Source organism: Deltaproteobacteria bacterium, from assembly GCA_016874735.1.
In the GTDB taxonomy this organism is placed as follows: domain Bacteria; phylum Bdellovibrionota_B; class Oligoflexia; order Oligoflexales; family CAIYRB01; genus CAIYRB01.
Map to the genome: position 1 here is coordinate 1 of VGTI01000059.1, position 18515 is coordinate 18515.

Consider the following 18515-nt stretch of genomic DNA (forward strand, 5'->3'; position numbering starts at 1 on the left):
GGCACCTATGCCCGGGCGGAGTGGTGTAGCAAAAATGTTCTAGAATTACTTGCCATTCCTAGAGGGGTGGTCAGAGTATTTCAAGAAATAGATAGGTCTGGGTACTAGCCTAAAGTGCAACTACACAACTATCAATGCCGTATTGTCGACACTTGGGGGACGGACTTTGCGAATTGCGCGACCCCAGGCAAAGCGGACGCGGATACCAGCTGTACTTCTGCTGGCAAGGTGACGTTGTAGTCATCCTTCTTGTTGGCGGTGATAAGGATTCTCAGGGCAGCGATATTGAACTAGCGCGACGGCGCATGCGTGACCAGGAGAAATAATTATGGCTTTCACTAAAAAACGCCTAGCTGAATTTGACGATGTTGAGCAGCTATTAAATTCCCGCTTGTCGCCTGAGCAGCGCGCTGTCAATCACCGTGATGCGGCTCGTGAAATGGCGGAGCTCAAGGCTCTTCAAGAGGACTTGAGTCGAACGATCATCGCTTTCATGGCAAACGAATCTATTGGAGTTCCCGTTCTCACGGAGCGCCTTGGAACCAGCACGCGGCAAGCTTATAAGATTGTAAATGCAGAGGCCAATCTAACGCTGGCCAGCTTAGTAGAGTTGGGGCGCGTTATTGGTCGACGACCCCGAATCGTTTGGGACGAGGTCGAAGAGAGTAACAAGTCGGTGCCATGACTCTGAGCCAAGGGCCAGTACATCGGCAGAAGGTAAGTCGTGGTGACTGCTCATGTCCCTCGCCGCGAAGCACTGAATCCGGACGACTTCATCGAGGTGGCATATGAGATCTGATAACATTGTCAGATGAATTGACAGTAAAATGTCGAATTTTAAGAGATTTAAAGCGGCGGTACGCCTATGAAGTACTTCACCAGTGATACCCACTTTGGGCACTACAACATTATTAAATACTGCAGTCGGCCATTCGCCTCCACGGCAGAGATGGATGCGGTCATGATGGCTAATCTCCAGCCCAGCATTGGCGAGGATGACGAACTTTATTTTCTTGGCGATTGGGCGATGAATGTTCTTCTTTACGCTCAGATCAAAAATATCCGCTTTAAGCACCTTTACTTCATACTTGGTAATCATGACCGGCCGACCAAGCTTGGCGCTCAGTTGTCTTTGGATGGTCTGAGTGACAAAGTGACTGTAGCAAAAGAAATGACAACCAACCTAGATGGTCGTCCTATCCACTTGGTACACCGACCAATGGAAGCATCGGATGAAATGGCGACTCTTTGCGGACATGTTCACGAGAAATGGCTGTGTCAAAGGCCGGGTGCTCTGATTACTGAGTACAAGAACCATCAAAAAAGAGAACCGCGGATTCTAAAGCAGCCAATTTTAAATGTTGGCGTAGATATGCACGGATTTCGTCCGATCAGTGCGGCCAGAGTCATTGAGCTTTTGGATTCCACTGAACCTTGAGCGCATACCTGATACGTGACACAGGGGGAGCATCCGCATGAAAGCGTCACAATTTAAACCCACCTCTGAGGATATCGAGTTAGCTAAGGCGGCTCTACGAAGGATCAGTCCTCAGGAAGGGGGACCGGCGGAAACCGGTCCGTATGACGTTGAACAAGCGTTTGCAATGCGTGTCACTGGGATGATTTACTACGTACCAGATGACCCAACTAGATTTCGATCAATGACTCGTGGTCGAAGACACGAAAGCCAGTCAGAGCCTCTACCAAAGATTAGGCAAGTGGCGTCGGGCATCTGTAAGTATCCGATTTGTTCATTTGTTAACGCCAGCGGCGACACATTTACGTGTGGCTCACTTTTGTTCCTCTTCTAAAGCTTGTTCGAACCATCCAATGATTCTTTGATAGTGTAGCACGCCGTAAACATCGATAAATCTTTGCGTGTCATACTGGTCCGAACATCGCAGCTCTCTCAATCGTTTTTGGATGTAAGGGACTGTTAGGGGAATCCCACATTTTTCAACGATACAATGGCGCCAAGCTTCATAATTTTCAGGTAGCATGTGCGATTTGTCCTTCATCTCTTTTCTTAATTAGTTCATTTTTCCAATTTGGGAATGGATCGCTTGATCGGAATGTTCCCCGTAAAATCTGCTGAATTTCGTCCTCGGTTGCTAGACATGATTCTATTTTCTTTCGAATTGAATTCTGATCCATATTCACACCAATGAAAACGAGCTCATTTCGTCTATCTCCGAAGCCCTTCTTCCAGATCCCTTCCATCCAAGTGTTGAAATTCGCATCATCAGGCCATTTGGACTTGGGTATGGATGCCCACCACGTTCCCAATGGAGCCCACTCCATGTGCCCACCTGCTCTGGACCAGAGCGCCATGATCGCTGGCTGAGAAGCAAGCCAGAAGACTCCTTTCGATCTTAAGATGCCGTGCCAAAAACTAGCGTCGTTCAGCCAAGTCCAAAGCCTTTCAGGATGAAATGGACGACGCTCCTGAACAGAAAAACTACTGACACCGTATGAGTCCGCTTCCGAAACTTCGCTTCCACGCATTACTTTCAGCCATCCAGCGGCTTTGCGCGCTTTCTCGATATCAAAGAGACCGGTTCCCAATATATCGCCTAAATTTACCCTTCCTCGAATAGTCATGATCTGGCGGGCATCCGGATTCAATTGGCTTAGGAGGCTTTTTAGTTTTTCTAAGTCAGCAAACGAGACGAGATCGGATTTATTTACGACGATGACATCGGCAAACTCAACTTGATCGGCAAGTAAAACACTCAAGCTTCTTGTGTCTTTTTCATCGAGACCAATTTCCCTGCTAAGCAGAGAATCCGTGCTGCCAAAATCCTTGAGGAAAGCGCCAGCATCAACCACTGTTACTGTGGTATCAAGCGTCGCGATATCGCTAAGAGATGTCCCGCTTTGATCGCGAAATGTAAATGTCTCTGCAACTGGTAGGGGTTCTGAAATGCCCGTGGATTCAATCACAAGGTAATCGAAACGCCCCTCCCTGGCTAATCTTGTGACCTCTATCAGTAAGTCTTCCCGTAGGGTGCAGCAAATACATCCGTTGCTCATCTCGACTAGACTCTCACTAGTTCGGCTTAGGCCTCCCTCCTGATTTACAATTAAGGCATCAATATTGATGTCACTCATATCATTTACAATGACAGCGATTTTTAATCCCTCCCTATTGTTTAGAATATGGTTAAGAAGGGTCGTTTTTCCTGCGCCGAGAAACCCAGAAAGTACGGTCACGGGTAATGTCCTGCTCGGACAGGACAGTTTCGAAATAATTGCATCTAAATCTTGTTGCATATCAGCAGTCCCCATAGTTGGGTTAGAAATTCTATTTCAAAAAGTTCTTCCACATTGCAGAAGGCTGCGGCAAATGATTTTTCGCGGTATATTTTGCGTTTTTCTTTTTGGTATAGGGTGTCTCTATTTCACCTTGTATTACGAAGTAGATTATCTGAGCGATTGGCATCCCAGCGTAAATTCGTACTGGCTGGATACAAGAAATTTCTAGCGTCCAGTGGTTCGCAAATCCGGCATCTCCTTTGCCAGCCGTTGCATGCACGGATATACCTAGACGTCCGGTACTGGACTTTCCCTCGAGAAAAGGCACGTAATCGATGGTTTCGGTATACTCCAAGGTCGCGCCTAAATAGATCTTCCCAGGATAAATAACGTAACCGTCCTTCGGAATCTCAACGTAAGTTACCTTATTTTCCACTCTGGCATCTAAAGTACTATTGTCGTAGACGGCAAGTATTTTGCCTAAGTGAACATCATAGCTGTTTGACCCGAGATGTTCAGCCTCAAAAGGTGCAATTATGATTCTCTTCAAGTTGAGAGCGCTTCGAATCTCTTTGTCGCTAAGTATCAATTTATTGCCTCTACTTTTAGTTGGCTGCGTTCCGATAATACTGGCCACTTTGACTGCATAAATCGGACATTTTCTGGCCCTACGCGAGAGATCAAATAGCTGAAGTTGTCAGTCGCGACATCCTTTTGGTCAGATTCGGAGAAAACAAAATACCTGAAATTCGCATTTATCAACCGATTAATCAAAGGGATCTCGCCTTTTTTTTTAAAGAATCGGCAAGATCTATCGATTGCGATCAATGGGTCGATAATTTTATAGGAGATCGCGATATCGCGCTGTTTTAGTTGCATCAGAAGTTTTGCAATATCCACCAAATCAGATAAATCCACCACAACAGAGCCGATCATTGAATCAGTCGATTTTTCGTCGAGAATTTGAAGCAATTCATCTACTGCTGTACAGCAGATACATCCGTTTGGTAGTCGATTTACGATCAGATTCTCTGGGGATCTTTCTGCGATTGGGGGATGCTGATGGACACTGGTGAGTAACAATAATGTCTTAGGGCCTCTTGCGCGTGATGCCATGGAGTAGACTAACGCTGTTTTAGCTGGGCCTGTTAAACCGCCAATCAAAATAAGATCTTTTAGGTATTTTGCGATTTCCAATTTCAGATTTTCCTGTTGTCCATGACGAATCACATAGTGTCGCCGTCAATTTCAATGTTTGAGCATACTTTTACCCTATGTTTTCCCATGGATCGCCTTGGTCCAGCCGTCAAAATCGAGAATGTTTCCTCGAGGATTCCCGCGTAACTCACCCTCTCTCATGGCAATATTGCCTCTCAATATGGTTGCGACCGGCCATCCTCTGACTTCCATACCTGCAAAAGGTGTCCATTTGACCTTGGTAGCCATCATCTCGTCTCGAAGAATAACTTTTCGCTTTAGGTCGACGATAGTGAGATCGGCATCCATACCGATCGTGATGCGGCCTTTTTTAGCTATGCTGTACACTCGCGCAGGGCCTGATGATAGCAGATCAACCATACGTAGGAGGCTTAAACGCCCATTATTTACGTGGGTAAGCATGATTGGGAGCATCGTCTGAACACCTGGTAGTCCAGACGGAGATTTTGGATATGGCAAAGCTTTTTCTAATAAAGAGTGAGGAGCGTGATCTGAACCGATGGTATCTACTAATCCCATGTCGATTGCTTTCCAAAGGGCTTCTTGATGCTGGAGCTCTCGTATCGGGGGGTTCATTTGTGCCCTTGCACCTAAAAGCTCATAGCATCCAGGAGCACTCAAAGTGAGGTGCTGCGGTGTTACTTCTACCGTTGCTGTGGCGCGGTGCTGTGCGAGCACAGCCATTTCCGCGGCAGTTGATACGTGCAGTACATGGATCCTCTTTCGTGTCCTAGATGCAATTCGAAGGATTCGTTGAGTAGCGATAAGTGCCGACTCCGGATCTCTCCAAATAGGGTGCATGGCCACGCCGCCGTCTGAGAGACTGAGGGACTCCTTTCTTTGGACTAGTCTTAATTCGTCCTCAGCATGAATGGCCACACGGCGACGGGAATGCGCAAGTATTTCGTGTAGAATATCGTCGGAAGCTGCGAGAAGACTCCCGGTTGAGCTGCCCATAAAGATCTTGATACCAGCACTTCCAGTCACCTCTTCCAAGGAGGATACGTTACTAATATTGTCCGCACATCCTCCTGCAAAGAAAGCTATGTCAGTCCATACTCGCCCTTGAGACCTTTTGATTTTATATGCCAATTGCTCGATGGTTGTCGTAGGAGGATTGGTATTTGGCATCTCAAGGACAGAGGTCACACCACCCAAACAAGCAGCTGCGGTACCCGATTCAAGGTCCTCTTTATATTCCATGCCTGGTTCGCGAAAGTGAACTTGAGAGTCAATGACACCTGGTAGCACGTGTAGGTGTTCCGCATTGTACCGTTCCTTTGCCGGTACATCAGAAAGATCTCCAATTTCCATAATTTTGCCATTATGAATACCGATATCCATTTTGGCAGCGAGCCAAGGTAGGACGACCGTTCCGTCCTGGACTATCAGGTCGAATGCAATGGGACAACTGCCATTCATCTGTACCCTCGCTTCAAATTCCGAGAGCATGATACGAGATATGCTGTTTTTGAATGTCTGGATACTTGCGCAGGTGAAATGCCAATTCGGTAATGCAAACGATTTGCATTACAGTCTAGGTCAGTGCAGTTGTCAAGTATCCTTATCGTTGTTTTTTAGGGAGTCTAGATTGGGCCCACTCAAGAGAAGAGTCAGATTTCAGACAGATACGCGTTGAACTCTTTTTGTCTGGCATCAAATTTTAGTCACCATTTCTTGTGTGATGGGAGCAATATTTTGAGCAGATATGCACCGGATCGTTTTCTGGAGGGGCGGGACTAAAGACTGTCTCTTGCGGTATTTCGCTGGTGGTGCTTGGGGGAGGCACTTGGCCGACTATATGACCGGCAAAGGGGCTTAATTTTTTTCGAAGTTTACACGGTCTTCCCTCGCATGCTTCTCTCCTCTCTAAAATTGGATCGGATATCTTCTGTAATACCTCAAAATTAAGACCACAGGTTTCACAGCAGTACTCGTATAGGGGCATCTTCGAGTCTCCAGTTATGGTAAATCTTGCAGATAACAGACCAACTCAGGTGAAAGCTGAAGCCCCATTTCAGTATTGCAAGGGGCTAACCCTCAGAGAAATTTTGTCTTACGGGCGAATCATTGCTGAAAATGCAAGTGGACTTTCAACCAAACTGGTCAAAGGATGCGAGGCGTCTCTGAGAGTGAGGCTAGCACCGTAGTTATAATTGCAAATTACTTGCAATAAGAAAAGGTGGTATAAACTTATCAGTCTGTTTAGGGATGATGAAAATGCAATAAATCTGTCAGCAGAAATGTTGCAAATCCCAGGGTTGCGAAGAACACGTCCCTTCGACGGTCAATAAATTTGGGGATCAAGTGAGCGATTGATATATAGGTCATCATGCCGGCTGCGGTAGCCAGAATGGCCCCTTTTGATAGGCCAATTAGAACCGTCAGGTGTGAGGCAACATTGCCGAGAAAAAAAAGTAGGATAGCTCCAGCACAGTAAAGAGTCGCTTTCCTGGTTGACGCATATTGCGAGCGCGTCATGAGCCCGAGCACCACCACTTCGGGAAGCATATGGGCTAGTACCCCCGAAAGAGCGTAGGTCGGGCTATCAGGGTTCGCTAGGAGGGCAGCAGATAACGTAACGCCATCAAAAAATGCACAAAGGCAGATGCAGGCTACCACCGAAAAGAATACTTCTTGGTCCAATTTACTGAATGAGTCAAATCCGCAACACGCCTTATGGGAAATCGTGAGTTTCCCTCGATGGGAGTGTGGGGATGGGTGGCTGTGGTGATTGGAATGAATGAAGGGCTTAAATTTTGTCTTTTTTCGTCGAGTAGCCAAGACTCGCTCAGATAGCCATACTAAGATCGCGCCGATCAAGGCCAGCAGAGCAAGATGCAGTGGGTTTTGATCAAGGTTATGCCAAGCATGGGGAGTGAGTTCAAAAACCGCTAGCGCCATAAGATAGCCAGTCCCGTAGCTCAATAACGTCTTGACCCGCTCGGGAGTACTCCACGTCCTTGCTAATCCAACTGAGACTCCAGACATCATCATGCTAGCAGCGGACGCCCAAAGCACGATGGATATGTTTTGTCCTACTAGGTTTGACACTGATGCCGACATCGTTCGAGTCCTTTCTGATCTACGCCGTGCACTGATCACAAATCCCCTTCAGAATAACTTCGTGGCTTTCGGTCGTAAAACCCCTGGGTAACTTCAAATTTAATTTTCCTGGACAGCCCATTACTTCGAAAAGGCGATCGCAGAGTCGGCAGAGAAAGTGATGATGATGGTGTTTGCCGTTGAGTTCGTAGCGTTGGACCATGCCTGGAAGATCCACTGTTACTATAGCTTTCTCTTCCAGCATGCCCTTGAGCGCTCGATAGACCGTAGCGATACCCAGACCGGGGACGAAATCCTGCGCTTTGGCAAGGATCTCGTTGGGACTCATAGGTCGGTCTTCATCTTTTAGAACCGCAAAAATGGCGTCTCTTTGGCGAGTGCGACGTTCCACGGAGAATTTCCCTTGTATTTGTTATTGATAGTCTGTTATCAAATTCTGCAGTTGATAGACGGTTATCATTTACGGGGAACGCGGTCAATGCATATTGCCGAAGGTATACTGCCAGCCAAAACTGCACTTTTAACAAGTATTCTCGCCGTGCCTTTTGTAGTGGCGAGCATTAAAAAAGTTCGTCGAATGATTGGTAATGTCGATGTTTCGTCCCCACAGAGGCCGCTATTCATGATGGCGCTGGCACTTTGCTTTGCCGTAACACTATTACCTATTCCTGTACCAATTGCAGGGGCCACATCTCACATGTGTGCAACGCCACTACTTGCACTGCTCTTTGGGTGGTCCGTGGTCCCTGCATTGGCTGCGTGTATCCTACTTCTCCAAGCATTGTTTTTTGCTCATGGTGGGCTGACGACACTGGGCGCTAATGTATTGACACTCGGGGTAGTTGGGCCGATTTGTGTTATCGCGCTGATGACGATTGGGAGAAAACTACGGATTCCACTTAAATTGAGCCTGTTCGTGTCGTGCACTTTGGGAAGTTTGGCTGTATATGTTGGAGACGCCTTGCTTTTGGGGTGGGCGCTCGGAGAAAGTGAAGATTTTCTGCGGGTATTCAGCGCAGTGGCAGCAGGATTCTTCCCAGTACAAGCTCCTCTCTCTCTGCTTGAAGGGGGCGTCAGTACCGCGATAGTTCTTCGACTGGCCCGTGAGAATCCGGAGTATCTTCCTCACAGCTTTGTGACCCGATTTGCACTTAAGAGACCCATTTTAAGTACGCAAGGTATTTTGTTCTTGATCTTCATTTTACTCGGTTCTGGAGGAGGCATCGAGGCTTATGCCGGAGATTTTCCGGGTCTTGATGATGCTGTCATTGCCAAGACAGCGGAGTCTTTTGGAATGATCTCCAAGGATATCTTTCCTTGGATTCAAGGCGAAATTGAACTGGCTGTCTTTTCCCTCGGCTTTTTTGTTGCTGGATGCACTGTGGGTAGCACCTTTCATCATTGGCAGTCATTTAAAAATCATGAGTTTAGACCTAAGGGGGTGCCGCCCCATGCATCTTGACCCCATCCATGCTCTTTATCGGGGGCGGGGTAGACTCAGGATATCACTGCCATCCAGGATCTTTATTTTACTATTTGGGCTTTGTTTCATCTTAATAACAAAACGGTGGACTGATGCACTTGCGGTCGCATTAGGTGCTACGATACTAAATATTGTAGAGCGCACAGGTCTAATACGAAGTCTGTTGCCTTGGCTATTGACAGCGAATTTTGCACTTATGTACGGCGTTCTTGCATGGTTTGGGGTTTCCAGTGGTGCCTTATGGCTACCTTTTTTGAAGTCTGTCGGAGCGACAGCGATCCTGTCCTGGTTTGGTGGAACTGTTTCCTGGGCATATCTAAAACGTCGCTATCTTGATTCTTCATCCTTGCGGTGGGTTGCTGCTTGGATTGATGAGGGGCTATTGCATGGCCAACTTCTTTTAAAAGATATCGAGCAACGTTTTGAAGTAGCTTTTGTGCGTGTCGGACAGGCATTCATTAGGCCGGAAAATGTCGCATTGGCCGTAGCAGGTGGGGTCGTCAACGCATTCCAGAAGTCCATCCGACTGGATGATGCCCGCCTACTCAGACAATCCTACCGGCCGAGTAATGAAGTGGATCCGCCAGACTCGGAGTGCTGTGCAACAGACGGAGAGCTGAACGATTTTTCGTCCTCTTGGTCTCAAAAGATGCTGTCTGTAGAACATCTTTATGTCAATTCTCCTTCGGGAGAACCGCTTCTCCATGATATTCACTTCTCGCTCAATAAGGGAGAGTGCCTTTATCTCGGTGGCGCTAGCGGATCAGGCAAGACCACTCTTTTGCGAACCATATGTGGGCTGTGCCCCATTCATCGGGGATCAATTACTATCGGCAAAAAGCACCGCGTTCGGTATCGTCGAGCGCTTGGTGCTGTGGGTTTTGTGCCGCAGAACCCTGACGATTCGTTTTTTGGTTCGACCCCAAGAGAAGACATTATCTGGGGGCTAAGACATAAAGGCCTTGGACATCTCGAAGCATGCCACAAAGCGGGAGAGATTCTTGCTGATTTTGGCATTTCGTATCTTATTGATAGACCTCTGTCCCGACTGAGTTTCGGTGAAAAAAAGAGGGTATCCCTAGCTGCGGCACTAGTGGCTCCGTGTCAACTACTGTTGTTGGACGAGCCCACATCTGGGTTAGACCCCGTTGCGGCCAAGATATTGATTGATTTGGTTATGACCCAAGTACATGCAAGAGGTACAGCGGTTGTCTGGGTTTCTCACGATGTTCAGATGCTACCCAAGGAAATTAAATCTGTTCTTTTATTGCGGGATGGATACCAAATTATTGCGGACCATCCTGATCAAGCTTTGATCGCGGGAAATCTCCGTAAAGCGGGTCTCTTGGTTTAGGTGTTCGCAAGAATTACACTTATTTGCTTCGTGTGTACTAGATGGTGATCCAACCGGATAATGAAAGGCTAAATATGACAGAGGCACCACTCGGAAAAATTCCTGTTACCGTTCTGACTGGATTTCTTGGGGCAGGAAAAACCACGCTACTCAATCGAATCATGACCGAGCATCACGGCAAGCGTATTGCCGTTATTCAGAATGAATTTGGCGAGATTGGCATTGACGGGGCATTGGTGATTAATGCCGACGAAGAAATATTTGAGATGAATAATGGCTGTATCTGTTGCACTGTACGGGGCGATCTCATTAGGATACTGGGTAATTTACAGAAAAGGCGCCATAAATTCGATTATGTTTTAATTGAGACGGATGGTCTTGCCGACCCAGCACCCGTCGCACAAACGTTTTTTGTTGACCCCGACATGCAGGAGTCTTGGCAGCTAGATGGTATCGTGACGGTGGTCGACGCTAAGCATTTGGATTTGCATTGGGACTCTAATGACGAGGTAAAAGAGCAGATTGCCTTTGCGGACCGCATTTTGCTAAATAAGGTCGATCTGGTCGAGTCTGCTGATGTGGACCGGATCGAAAGAAAGATTCGAGCCATAAATGCGTTCTGCGATATTTCACGGACAGTCAAGTCTGAGGTATCGGTAGAAAAAGTTTTGGACATAGGTGCATTCGATCTACGTAGAATCCTCGAGCTAAAACCGCAATTTCTCGAGCCCGAAGTGCCTTTTGAATGGTCGGGAATTTTTGATTTAGCAGATGGTTGTTATGACCTGCATTTAGATCCGGGTCCGGACCCGACGATGGATATGGTTCTCTTACCGATTTCGGACTTGTCGGCAGAGAACCTATTTAGGGCGCGTGAGAAAGCCGTAGTGACGTTTTCTGCTCAAGAATATTTAGCTGTTGCAGATCAGTCGTCAGTCACTCCTGGAGAGCACCTCTTTGAGGTCAAGACTTCGAAGTCTCTCCGCCTTTATCTGCAGGTATCGTCTCCCGGTCGTTATATTCTCTTCACCCAGCATCGGCCAGAGGAGTTTAACCTGCGCCTTGAGAAGAATGGACTTGCGCTGACAGCTGTATTTGAACAGTCCTACAATCTCGAACACGAACATGATTCGGAGATTTCTTCCGTGTCTCTAGAGTTCGAGGGAGATCTTGATCAGCAGAAGACCAGTCAGTGGGTATCGCGACTGCTGCAGGAGAAAGGTGCTGATATTTTTAGGATGAAGGGCATCGTGGCCTTCAAGGGGCAGGAGCGGCGATTTGTCTTCCATGGTGTGCACATGTTATTTGACGGGATTCCGGAACAATTATGGGGTGAAAAACGACGGATCAATCAGATGGTTTTTGTAGGGAAAAACCTCGACGGTGTGGCCTTGGACCGTGACTTCAGGAGCTGCTTGGCATGACCTCCGAAAATACAATAAGTGTCAGGCGAATGGTGCCATCGGCTCGGTACAGTTTTCGTGAAAGTGTTGTTCGCGGAGTATGGAGTCCAATCACGGCACGGGTAGCAGCCTTGACCTACGACGGTCAACTTCACCTCTTGGAAGGTGAAAGTCTCACACTTGCTAAGACTGTGATGGCCCATGATGGTGGTGGGTTGGATCTAAAGTGGTCGCCAGACGGAAGGCGCTTAGCGACATCTGGACAAGACGGGTCTGTGCGGATATGGGATGCGCATGATTTGAGCTTGCTACGTTCTCTGCCATGTGGTTCACAGTGGGTCGAACATGTGGCTTGGCAGGATTTCTCCACTTTGGCAGCAGCTATGGGCCGAAAGATCTTTTTGGGCGCTGTTGAAAGCGGAGAATGGTTTGAAGCCTATAGTGCAAACGGGGCTATTACCGGCCTTGCATGGCGTCCAAATGGTGAGCTCGTGCTGACAACCAACGGCCAGTGCCTACGTCTCGCTGTCGCTGACAGGATTCCCGCGCAAGTCGTGGGCGGCTTCAACTATCCCGTGGCTATGCTCAGGCTGGCGCTTTCACCTCAGGGCACATATGCGGCCATAGGGTGTCAGGATTCCTCCGCTCGAGTCTGGTTGGTAGATGAGGATGAAAACGGACTTGCCATGCGAGGGTATGACGAAAAAGTACAGGTAGTGGCCTGGGATTCTGGGGGGCAACAACTGGCTGTATCAGGGGGAGCTCTTGTTGCAGTATGGAGTTTTAAAAACCAAAGTCCTGAGGGCACTAAGCCGCGGGAGCTTCTGGGTCACAGCCATCTCGTAGTGGACGCTGCATTTAGTCCATGTGGACGTTACTTAAGCTCTGTAGATAAGGGCGGCATTCTGTGTGTGTGGGATATTACGAACGAGTGTTTGTCTCCAGTGGCAGCCGCATTAAACCCTGTAAGTTTTCAGGTTTTAGGTTGGTCTATGGACGGATCTAGAATATTCACAGGCGATTTAGACGGAGTTTTTGCTATTTGGACTATGGAAGATACTAAGCCGCTTGTCCTGTCCCAGCAAGGGTGACACAGGGGGGAGCCGCCGCATGAAAGCTTCACAATTTAAACCCAGCTCTGAGGATATCGCGTTAGCTAAGGCGGCTCTAAGAGGGATCAGTCCTCAGGAAGGGGGATCGGCGGAAACCGGACCGTATGACGTGGAACAAGTGTTTGCGCATCTCGGTCTTCCCAAAGGCGTCGTTCAACTCTTGGTTACAATGCTTCGAGCAACCGCTGAAGGTCATGCGTTGACTCTTATTGCTGGTCAAAAAGAGATGACCACTCAGGAGGCTGCCGAGTTTCTAAGTGTGTCTAGGCCCTTTCTGATCAGGCTGCTTAAGAGTGGCGCATTACCGTATCGTCTAGTGGGCAAGCATCGGCTTATCAGATTGGAAGACCTGATCGACTATCAGGTGCGATGCTCAGTCCGTCAGGAAGGCGCCATGCAGGACCTAGTCGAACTGTCGGAAGATCTGAAGCTCTACTAGATAGGCATGTAGGTGGCAGCCACAAAATTGACCGTCGCGTATGTACCTTGAGTTGCACATTTTCAGCGTTCTAGGGAAATTACTGATCATGCGCTCAGGTTATCCTGCAAACATGCCGGTATGGGTATTGGTATAAACAATAGGTGACTCGATGAGATACCGAAAGGCACTACAAACACTCGGCACAAAAACACCCGAAGAGCTAATGGCTATGTTTGATCGGGTCACATGGACTTTAGGGATAACTTCTCTCTCTTCGGTTCCACAGGAACCCGTGGATACCGAGGCGGCGATAGTTTTCGGTACTTACCTTATCGGCCTATGCGATCTGCGCTTAGGGCGTTTTCTTGCGGTGCTCCTCAATTGGTTGGCTAAGCGACACCATTTGCTTAATCCATCTAAGCTTCTAAAAATGGCGAGGGCTTTCGAGGCCGAAATGGGCGAGCAAGCCGTGCTGCGATTATCGATGCATGTCCTGAGAGCGGCTGATCCAAGGCGATTCCAGCATTTTAATCCGAGACCCCTGACAGCCCCGTTTTACGCGGAGCCTAGGTTAGCTGCGCTTGTGGACCAGAAACTTGAGCAGGAGGGCTATTTTCTTGGCCTGTCCGCTTCTGAAGGTTTTCGTATACCAAAGTTGGCGTTCCCGCTTAGAGACAGCGACCTGCTTACGGAGGAGAACTTGCTCAGGCGCAATGAGCAGCTTCGCCAACGCATTCTATACGGAACGACTTGGTGAACTGGCGCAGTTCTTCTGCTGCGCGACTCTCCAAATATGACTGCCAATGAACTAGCCGATACCCTGATGCTGAGCTACGAGCCAGCTAATCGTTTAGTGACGGAGATTAACTGATACCGCGACCTGGGTTTTGCGATCCCAATATCTGAGTACTTTGCAGGCTGTCTTTGAAAGTTCACCAACCTAAAGCGCTCCCTGGACCTTTAGGCTGCGCAGCCGCGTATTGATCAGCTCGCTGATCCGTAGCGGTATCTTAGCCTCGGAGTGCGTTGCACAGACCTCTTTGGCGAGGTGATCCTTAGCGGCGATGACTTTTTCGCTGATGCTAGCCAGTCGACGCTGAAAGGTGGCAGGTCGGATCTCAAGGCTCTCCTCGAGCTGCTTGACCTGATTTGCGCCGATCTTTGAGAACTCGTTGCGGTCGCCGATCTTGAACGCAAAAGTCGGCTTGAGTTTGGGATAAATTGCAGTCGACACGAGATCGTAGAAGGGCGCTAGCTCGTTCTGCCCCTCGCGCAAAAGAAACGAGATGTTCTTGGAGTGGCTATCGTTGTTACCGATGATAAGGTTAAATGCGATCCAATCGAGAAAGGCTTGCACGCTGCTGATAATGCCGTCAGGACGTACGCTGTCCCTGATCAGCTGGTAGTTCTGCCTGAGAGAAGGACCACCCTTGTCTTCGTACTTCGACGCGCTCGTGATCCCTTGCGCCTGACAGAAGTCCTGTTGATGAATCCGATGGACGCCGCTGTCGTCAACGTAGCGATCATAGCGCTCGACAACGAACAGAGTGTGGGGACCGTCCACGAGCGAGCACTTCGGAACGGAAAGACCTACAGCTCGTGCGAGCTCCATGCAATAATATTCGTTGTATACGGACTCCTTGACGCCGGAGCGCTGGATAGGCGCCTTGACAATGTGTGTCGTCGGCGCGCCCCGCGTAGGTAGCAGGAAAGTGGTTCCGTCATAGATCACCGGGAACTTATCCTGAGCACCCGCAAGCGACAAATATCCGGGATCCATCTCCGCGATGACGTCAGCGACAGGTTGGCGATCACTAATCGCGGCGTAGACGCGCTCCATGTCAACCGGGACCGCTTTCGTCGGACCAACACCAGGTACAAAGGCCGATTGGTCGGTGACGATGATCGCCCCAGCGCAGTCGCGACCGTACTGCTCGAGAAAGTCGAAGTCGCTGGAAATTCCGCGCGTGCTCTGCAGATGCTCCCGGACTTCGCCTTCGGGAAGCAAGTTCTCAAAAAATGAGCGCGTGATGCGATTCCCGAAAACTTTTTGGGTCATGGGCATCGCAAGGCTTAGCGCAAAGCGATTGTCACTCGCGAGCCACGAGTCTGCGTACTCGAAAGAGTAGACGAGCTCGTCGTCCTCTTTCATGCGCCCGACAAGCTGACTTTCGTAAAAGACGTTGAGGTATCTCAAGGTTCACCTTGGAGCACAACTTTGAGTCCGAGATATTTCGCCATCTTGACGAGAGTTGAAAGCTTGACGTCGGTGTTGCCAAGCTCGATCCTGCTGATTCGATTGTGAGAAAGCTGGCAATAGTCCGCCAGAGTCTTTTGCGTTACGCCGATCGCTAGCCTACGCTCTCGCAGCGCGGGCCCTAGATCTGCCGTCTTGCCTATGATTACATGCATTAACGCCCTCAATTCTCTCTATAGAGAGAATATAGTCGCCTTCATGTCATTTATCAAGGGTATTCTCTCTGGAGAGTGAATAACGCTATCGGTGATCGCTTTTGTCATCAGATTCTCTCTACAGGGAGAATCCATCGGACCAAATCCTTGGGTTTTGAAGACGCTGTAGGGAATATCGTAGCCATGAGTATCCAGCCCTCTACCATGAGCGCGGATCTTTTTGGGTTAGACCTTAATCAGCTAGCAAGTTTAGCTGATCACCAGCATCCAGATGAGTTGGTTGTATTGTCGCAACGATTTGAGCCAGATCCTGAGCTTTTACGAAGCATTGTCAGATGAATTGACATACAAATGTTGCTAAGAGAGTTACAGCGGCGGTACGCCTATGAAGTACTTCACCAGTGATACCCACTTTGGGCACTACAGGTGAGCTGGAGGCTTATATTCACTCGTGAAATCTGTATTCAGGCTTAGTGTGGTAAGTCTGAATATGGGTTCCCATATTCAGACTAAACTAGACCTTTCAGCAGGTTCCTCTTGGCTTTTTCCTGCCAGCTCTGAGCCCTTAACTCGGATCATGACAAAGAACTATGTTGGCGATTGCTATTGGCGTAACGAAAAACATGATGAACGATCGACTTCGGGAAGGCTTTCCAGCAATTCATCGGTGAGAACTCCGCGGTTATGCTTTGTGACAAAGAGCAGATTGGTGAGGCATATCGTCTGGATTTATGCATCATAAAATGTGATAATATGAGTCATATCCCTGTGAGGTATGCCTCGTGAATGACTCTAAGTGCTGGAACTGGCAGGAAAAAGATTGGCCACGGTTCAAATTCAATAAAAACGTCTCAGTAGACTTAGAGCCGATGCTTCAAAAAAATGCTGGGCTACTCCTAGGTGTTTGGCGGCATCTGGATGACGCTGACAGAGGTCAACTCACCATAGAGGTACTTACCAGTGAGGCGATCACAACCAGCGCCATTGAAGGAGAGCAACTAGACCGTGCCAGCGTGCAATCCTCACTGCAGCGACGCCTCGGACTTGTCGCGAGTCGCACCAGTCGCAAACGGACCGAAGAAGGTGTGGCGGAGCTGATGGTTTCGGTATATCGCGATTTCAAAGCAGATTTATCAAAAGACACTCTGTGCAGTTGGCATGTCATGCTGTGTGGAGAGCGTCGTGATCTTGACATCGTCGGAGATTACCGTCGCCATAAGGAACCCATGGTCATAGTTTCCGGACCCGCACACGAGCCTCAAGTCCATTTTGAGGCTCCTCCTTCGGAGCGGGTACCAGCAGAAATGGAGGCTTTTATCGACTGGTTTAACGCGAGTGCACCATCGCGCGAGAATACTCTGCCACCACTCGTGCGAGCCTCAATTGCACATCTATATTTCGAGACTGTCCATCCATTCGAGGATGGCAACGGTCGTATCGGTCGCGCTCTTGTGGCCAAGTCTCTCGCCCAATCTTTGCAACAGCCGATTTTGTTAGCACTCTCGGAAGTATTACTGGAGCAGCGTCGCCGCTACTACGATATGTTACAAAAGGCTAGTAAGTCGCTGCAAATCGATGAATGGATCCAATACTTCGGACGGATGGTTTTAAACGCCCAGGAGTCAGCCATTGCGGCAACTGAGTTCGTAATCGCAAAAAATAAATTTTTGACTCAGCACTCCAATGATCTCAATGAGCGCCAATTCAAGGCGCTCACGAGAATGTTTAATGCTGGATCCAGCGGATTTGAGGGAGGTCTTAGTGCTGAGAAATATATCAGTATTACTCGAACCTCTCGTGCGACCGCAACTCGTGACTTAGGCGCTCTAGTGGCTATAGGAGCGTTGACCAAGACTGGTAGCGGCAAAGGCACGCGTTATCATTTAAAAATGACTTGAGATGCTAACTTGTTGGGAAATTTCGCGCTATCCGGCTACCTTGAATCCAGAACGCGAACCTTGCATCGATCACTAGTGCCAAATTAGATTGATGTAGATGAGGCCTTACAATTTAACATTATTATATTATTTCTTGAGAATCGCGATTATTAACTGAATTCGTCCACCAGCTTGCGAATTTTCACTTTATCTCCTAGGTATGGAAAATGACCCTCATATCCAATGACGCGCTCCGTGACGGCAAGGGTTGTCGCGAGCTGATCAATTGCCGAGCGAGGAATATAGGGATCATTCACACCCTCGATGATTAGGGTTTTGATCGGCCAATGTAAAGTTTTTACAGGCTTGGCGATTATGATGCTGGAAACTTTGTCTAGCAAGCTTACAGCAATGATTTGGCGGTACATTGACCTGATTTTCGACGAATGCTGCTTAAGCCGGTCGTCCATCACCACGCCCTTGGACGCCAACTCTTGAGCAATCTTATTCGTGCTTTTAAGTTGAATCCAAATTGGGTGCCTTGCAACGAGGACGTCAAATCCTGAAAATGCGCCATTGAAAAGGATGACTGACCGTGGCAGCTGGAATCCGCGTTTAATTCTGAAAAGTAGTGCCAAAATCGTCACAGTTAGGCCGATATCATGGGCTACTACTTGCTCCGGGGCTTCATGCTCGATCAAAGGTCCAAGCGCTTTGGCAAGTTGACGTATATCGGCGCTACCGGCAGAGTCGATTAAATCGGCCAGAGTGACGATTACCGTGTCATTGTGTATTCCGACGAAGTCGACATCCGATTCTGGCGCAAGCCGGCAGTGCATTCTGATCATTTCGGCGAAGCCGCTGTCACACTCCCTTTACAAGCCGCAGTAGTACTAGAGCAACGCCTGGGAGTC

Annotated in this window: 20 protein-coding genes and 1 pseudogene; 11 read left to right on the plus strand and 10 right to left on the minus strand. The window is 48.5% G+C overall.

The genetic code is table 11. The features are described from left to right. Positions 1–134 precede the first annotated feature (134 nt). The 4 genes from FJ146_16445 to FJ146_16460 all read left to right on the plus strand — a co-directional run bounded on the left by FJ146_16445 (position 135) and on the right by FJ146_16460 (position 1811). Positions 135–326: a hypothetical protein gene (locus FJ146_16445; protein ID MBM4253559.1), complete on the plus strand. Its 192-nt coding sequence runs from the start codon at positions 135–137 to the stop codon at positions 324–326. 2 nt (positions 327–328) lie between these two features. Then, complete coding sequence (locus tag FJ146_16450; GenBank protein ID MBM4253560.1) at positions 329–685, plus strand: hypothetical protein; 357 nt, start codon at positions 329–331, stop codon at positions 683–685. A gap of 180 nt (positions 686–865) precedes the next feature. Continuing rightward, positions 866–1438, plus strand: coding sequence for a hypothetical protein (locus FJ146_16455; GenBank protein ID MBM4253561.1), 573 nt, complete (start codon positions 866–868; stop codon positions 1436–1438). Between the two features lie 37 nt (positions 1439–1475). Next, positions 1476–1811, plus strand: coding sequence for a hypothetical protein (locus tag FJ146_16460; protein ID MBM4253562.1), 336 nt, complete (start codon positions 1476–1478; stop codon positions 1809–1811). Positions 1812–1989: 178 nt separating this feature from the next. Here the strand turns inward: FJ146_16460 and FJ146_16465 are convergent, their stop codons facing one another. From FJ146_16465 to FJ146_16495, 7 genes are all read right to left on the minus strand, one after another. After that, positions 1990–3273 carry a GTP-binding protein gene (locus FJ146_16465; protein ID MBM4253563.1) on the minus strand — a complete coding sequence of 428 codons (1284 nt, stop codon included), beginning with the start codon at positions 3271–3273 and terminating at the stop codon, positions 1990–1992. Between the two features lie 31 nt (positions 3274–3304). Then, positions 3305–3844, minus strand: a complete 540-nt coding sequence (locus tag FJ146_16470; GenBank protein ID MBM4253564.1) for a dCTP deaminase — start codon at positions 3842–3844, stop codon at positions 3305–3307. Beyond that, positions 3841–4485 (minus strand): hypothetical protein, encoded by a 645-nt coding sequence (locus FJ146_16475; GenBank protein MBM4253565.1) that lies wholly within the window; start codon positions 4483–4485, stop codon positions 3841–3843. Before FJ146_16475 ends, FJ146_16470 begins: the two co-directional genes overlap by 4 nt. A 42-nt stretch (positions 4486–4527) precedes the next feature. Continuing rightward, positions 4528–5895 (minus strand): dihydroorotase, encoded by a 1368-nt coding sequence (locus FJ146_16480; GenBank protein MBM4253566.1) that lies wholly within the window; start codon positions 5893–5895, stop codon positions 4528–4530. Between the two features lie 241 nt (positions 5896–6136). Then, the gene (locus FJ146_16485) at positions 6137–6421 is read right to left on the minus strand and encodes a zinc ribbon domain-containing protein (GenBank protein MBM4253567.1); all 285 of its coding nucleotides are present in this window, start codon (positions 6419–6421) and stop codon (positions 6137–6139) included. Between the two features lie 257 nt (positions 6422–6678). Continuing rightward, positions 6679–7377, minus strand: a complete 699-nt coding sequence (locus tag FJ146_16490; GenBank protein ID MBM4253568.1) for a hypothetical protein — start codon at positions 7375–7377, stop codon at positions 6679–6681. Positions 7378–7558: 181 nt separating this feature from the next. Next, positions 7559–7930 carry a transcriptional repressor gene (locus tag FJ146_16495; GenBank protein ID MBM4253569.1) on the minus strand — a complete coding sequence of 124 codons (372 nt, stop codon included), beginning with the start codon at positions 7928–7930 and terminating at the stop codon, positions 7559–7561. Positions 7931–8017: 87 nt separating this feature from the next. Here FJ146_16495 and FJ146_16500 point away from each other — a divergent pair, with 87 nt between their 5' ends. The 6 genes from FJ146_16500 to FJ146_16525 all read left to right on the plus strand — a co-directional run bounded on the left by FJ146_16500 (position 8018) and on the right by FJ146_16525 (position 14069). Next, positions 8018–9001 (plus strand): hypothetical protein, encoded by a 984-nt coding sequence (locus FJ146_16500; GenBank protein ID MBM4253570.1) that lies wholly within the window; start codon positions 8018–8020, stop codon positions 8999–9001. Further along, complete coding sequence (locus FJ146_16505) at positions 8961–10376, plus strand: ABC transporter ATP-binding protein (GenBank protein MBM4253571.1); 1416 nt, start codon at positions 8961–8963, stop codon at positions 10374–10376. Before FJ146_16500 ends, FJ146_16505 begins: the two co-directional genes overlap by 41 nt. 74 nt (positions 10377–10450) lie before the next feature. Beyond that, on the plus strand, positions 10451–11800 hold the full coding sequence (locus FJ146_16510) for a GTP-binding protein (protein ID MBM4253572.1): 1350 nt from the start codon (positions 10451–10453) through the stop codon (positions 11798–11800). Then, positions 11797–12870, plus strand: coding sequence for a hypothetical protein (locus tag FJ146_16515; GenBank protein MBM4253573.1), 1074 nt, complete (start codon positions 11797–11799; stop codon positions 12868–12870). Before FJ146_16510 ends, FJ146_16515 begins: the two co-directional genes overlap by 4 nt. 19 nt (positions 12871–12889) lie before the next feature. Continuing rightward, on the plus strand, positions 12890–13330 hold the full coding sequence (locus tag FJ146_16520) for a helix-turn-helix domain-containing protein (protein MBM4253574.1): 441 nt from the start codon (positions 12890–12892) through the stop codon (positions 13328–13330). Positions 13331–13481: 151 nt separating this feature from the next. After that, the gene (locus FJ146_16525; protein ID MBM4253575.1) at positions 13482–14069 is read left to right on the plus strand and encodes a hypothetical protein; all 588 of its coding nucleotides are present in this window, start codon (positions 13482–13484) and stop codon (positions 14067–14069) included. A 183-nt stretch (positions 14070–14252) separates the two neighbouring features. Here the strand turns inward: FJ146_16525 and FJ146_16530 are convergent, their stop codons facing one another. Together FJ146_16530 and FJ146_16535 are read right to left on the minus strand one after the other, a co-directional pair. After that, positions 14253–15509, minus strand: coding sequence for a type II toxin-antitoxin system HipA family toxin (locus FJ146_16530; GenBank protein ID MBM4253576.1), 1257 nt, complete (start codon positions 15507–15509; stop codon positions 14253–14255). Then, the gene (locus FJ146_16535) at positions 15506–15724 is read right to left on the minus strand and encodes a helix-turn-helix transcriptional regulator (protein ID MBM4253577.1); all 219 of its coding nucleotides are present in this window, start codon (positions 15722–15724) and stop codon (positions 15506–15508) included. The genes FJ146_16530 and FJ146_16535 overlap by 4 nt, the downstream gene beginning before the upstream one ends. Before the next feature lie 800 nt (positions 15725–16524). Between FJ146_16535 and FJ146_16540 the strand changes: the two are divergent. Continuing rightward, positions 16525–17622, plus strand: a pseudogene (locus FJ146_16540) (Fic family protein). Positions 17623–17771: 149 nt separating this feature from the next. Here the strand turns inward: FJ146_16540 and FJ146_16545 are convergent. Then, positions 17772–18440 carry a hypothetical protein gene (locus FJ146_16545; GenBank protein MBM4253578.1) on the minus strand — a complete coding sequence of 223 codons (669 nt, stop codon included), beginning with the start codon at positions 18438–18440 and terminating at the stop codon, positions 17772–17774. Positions 18441–18515: the final 75 nt, after the last annotated feature.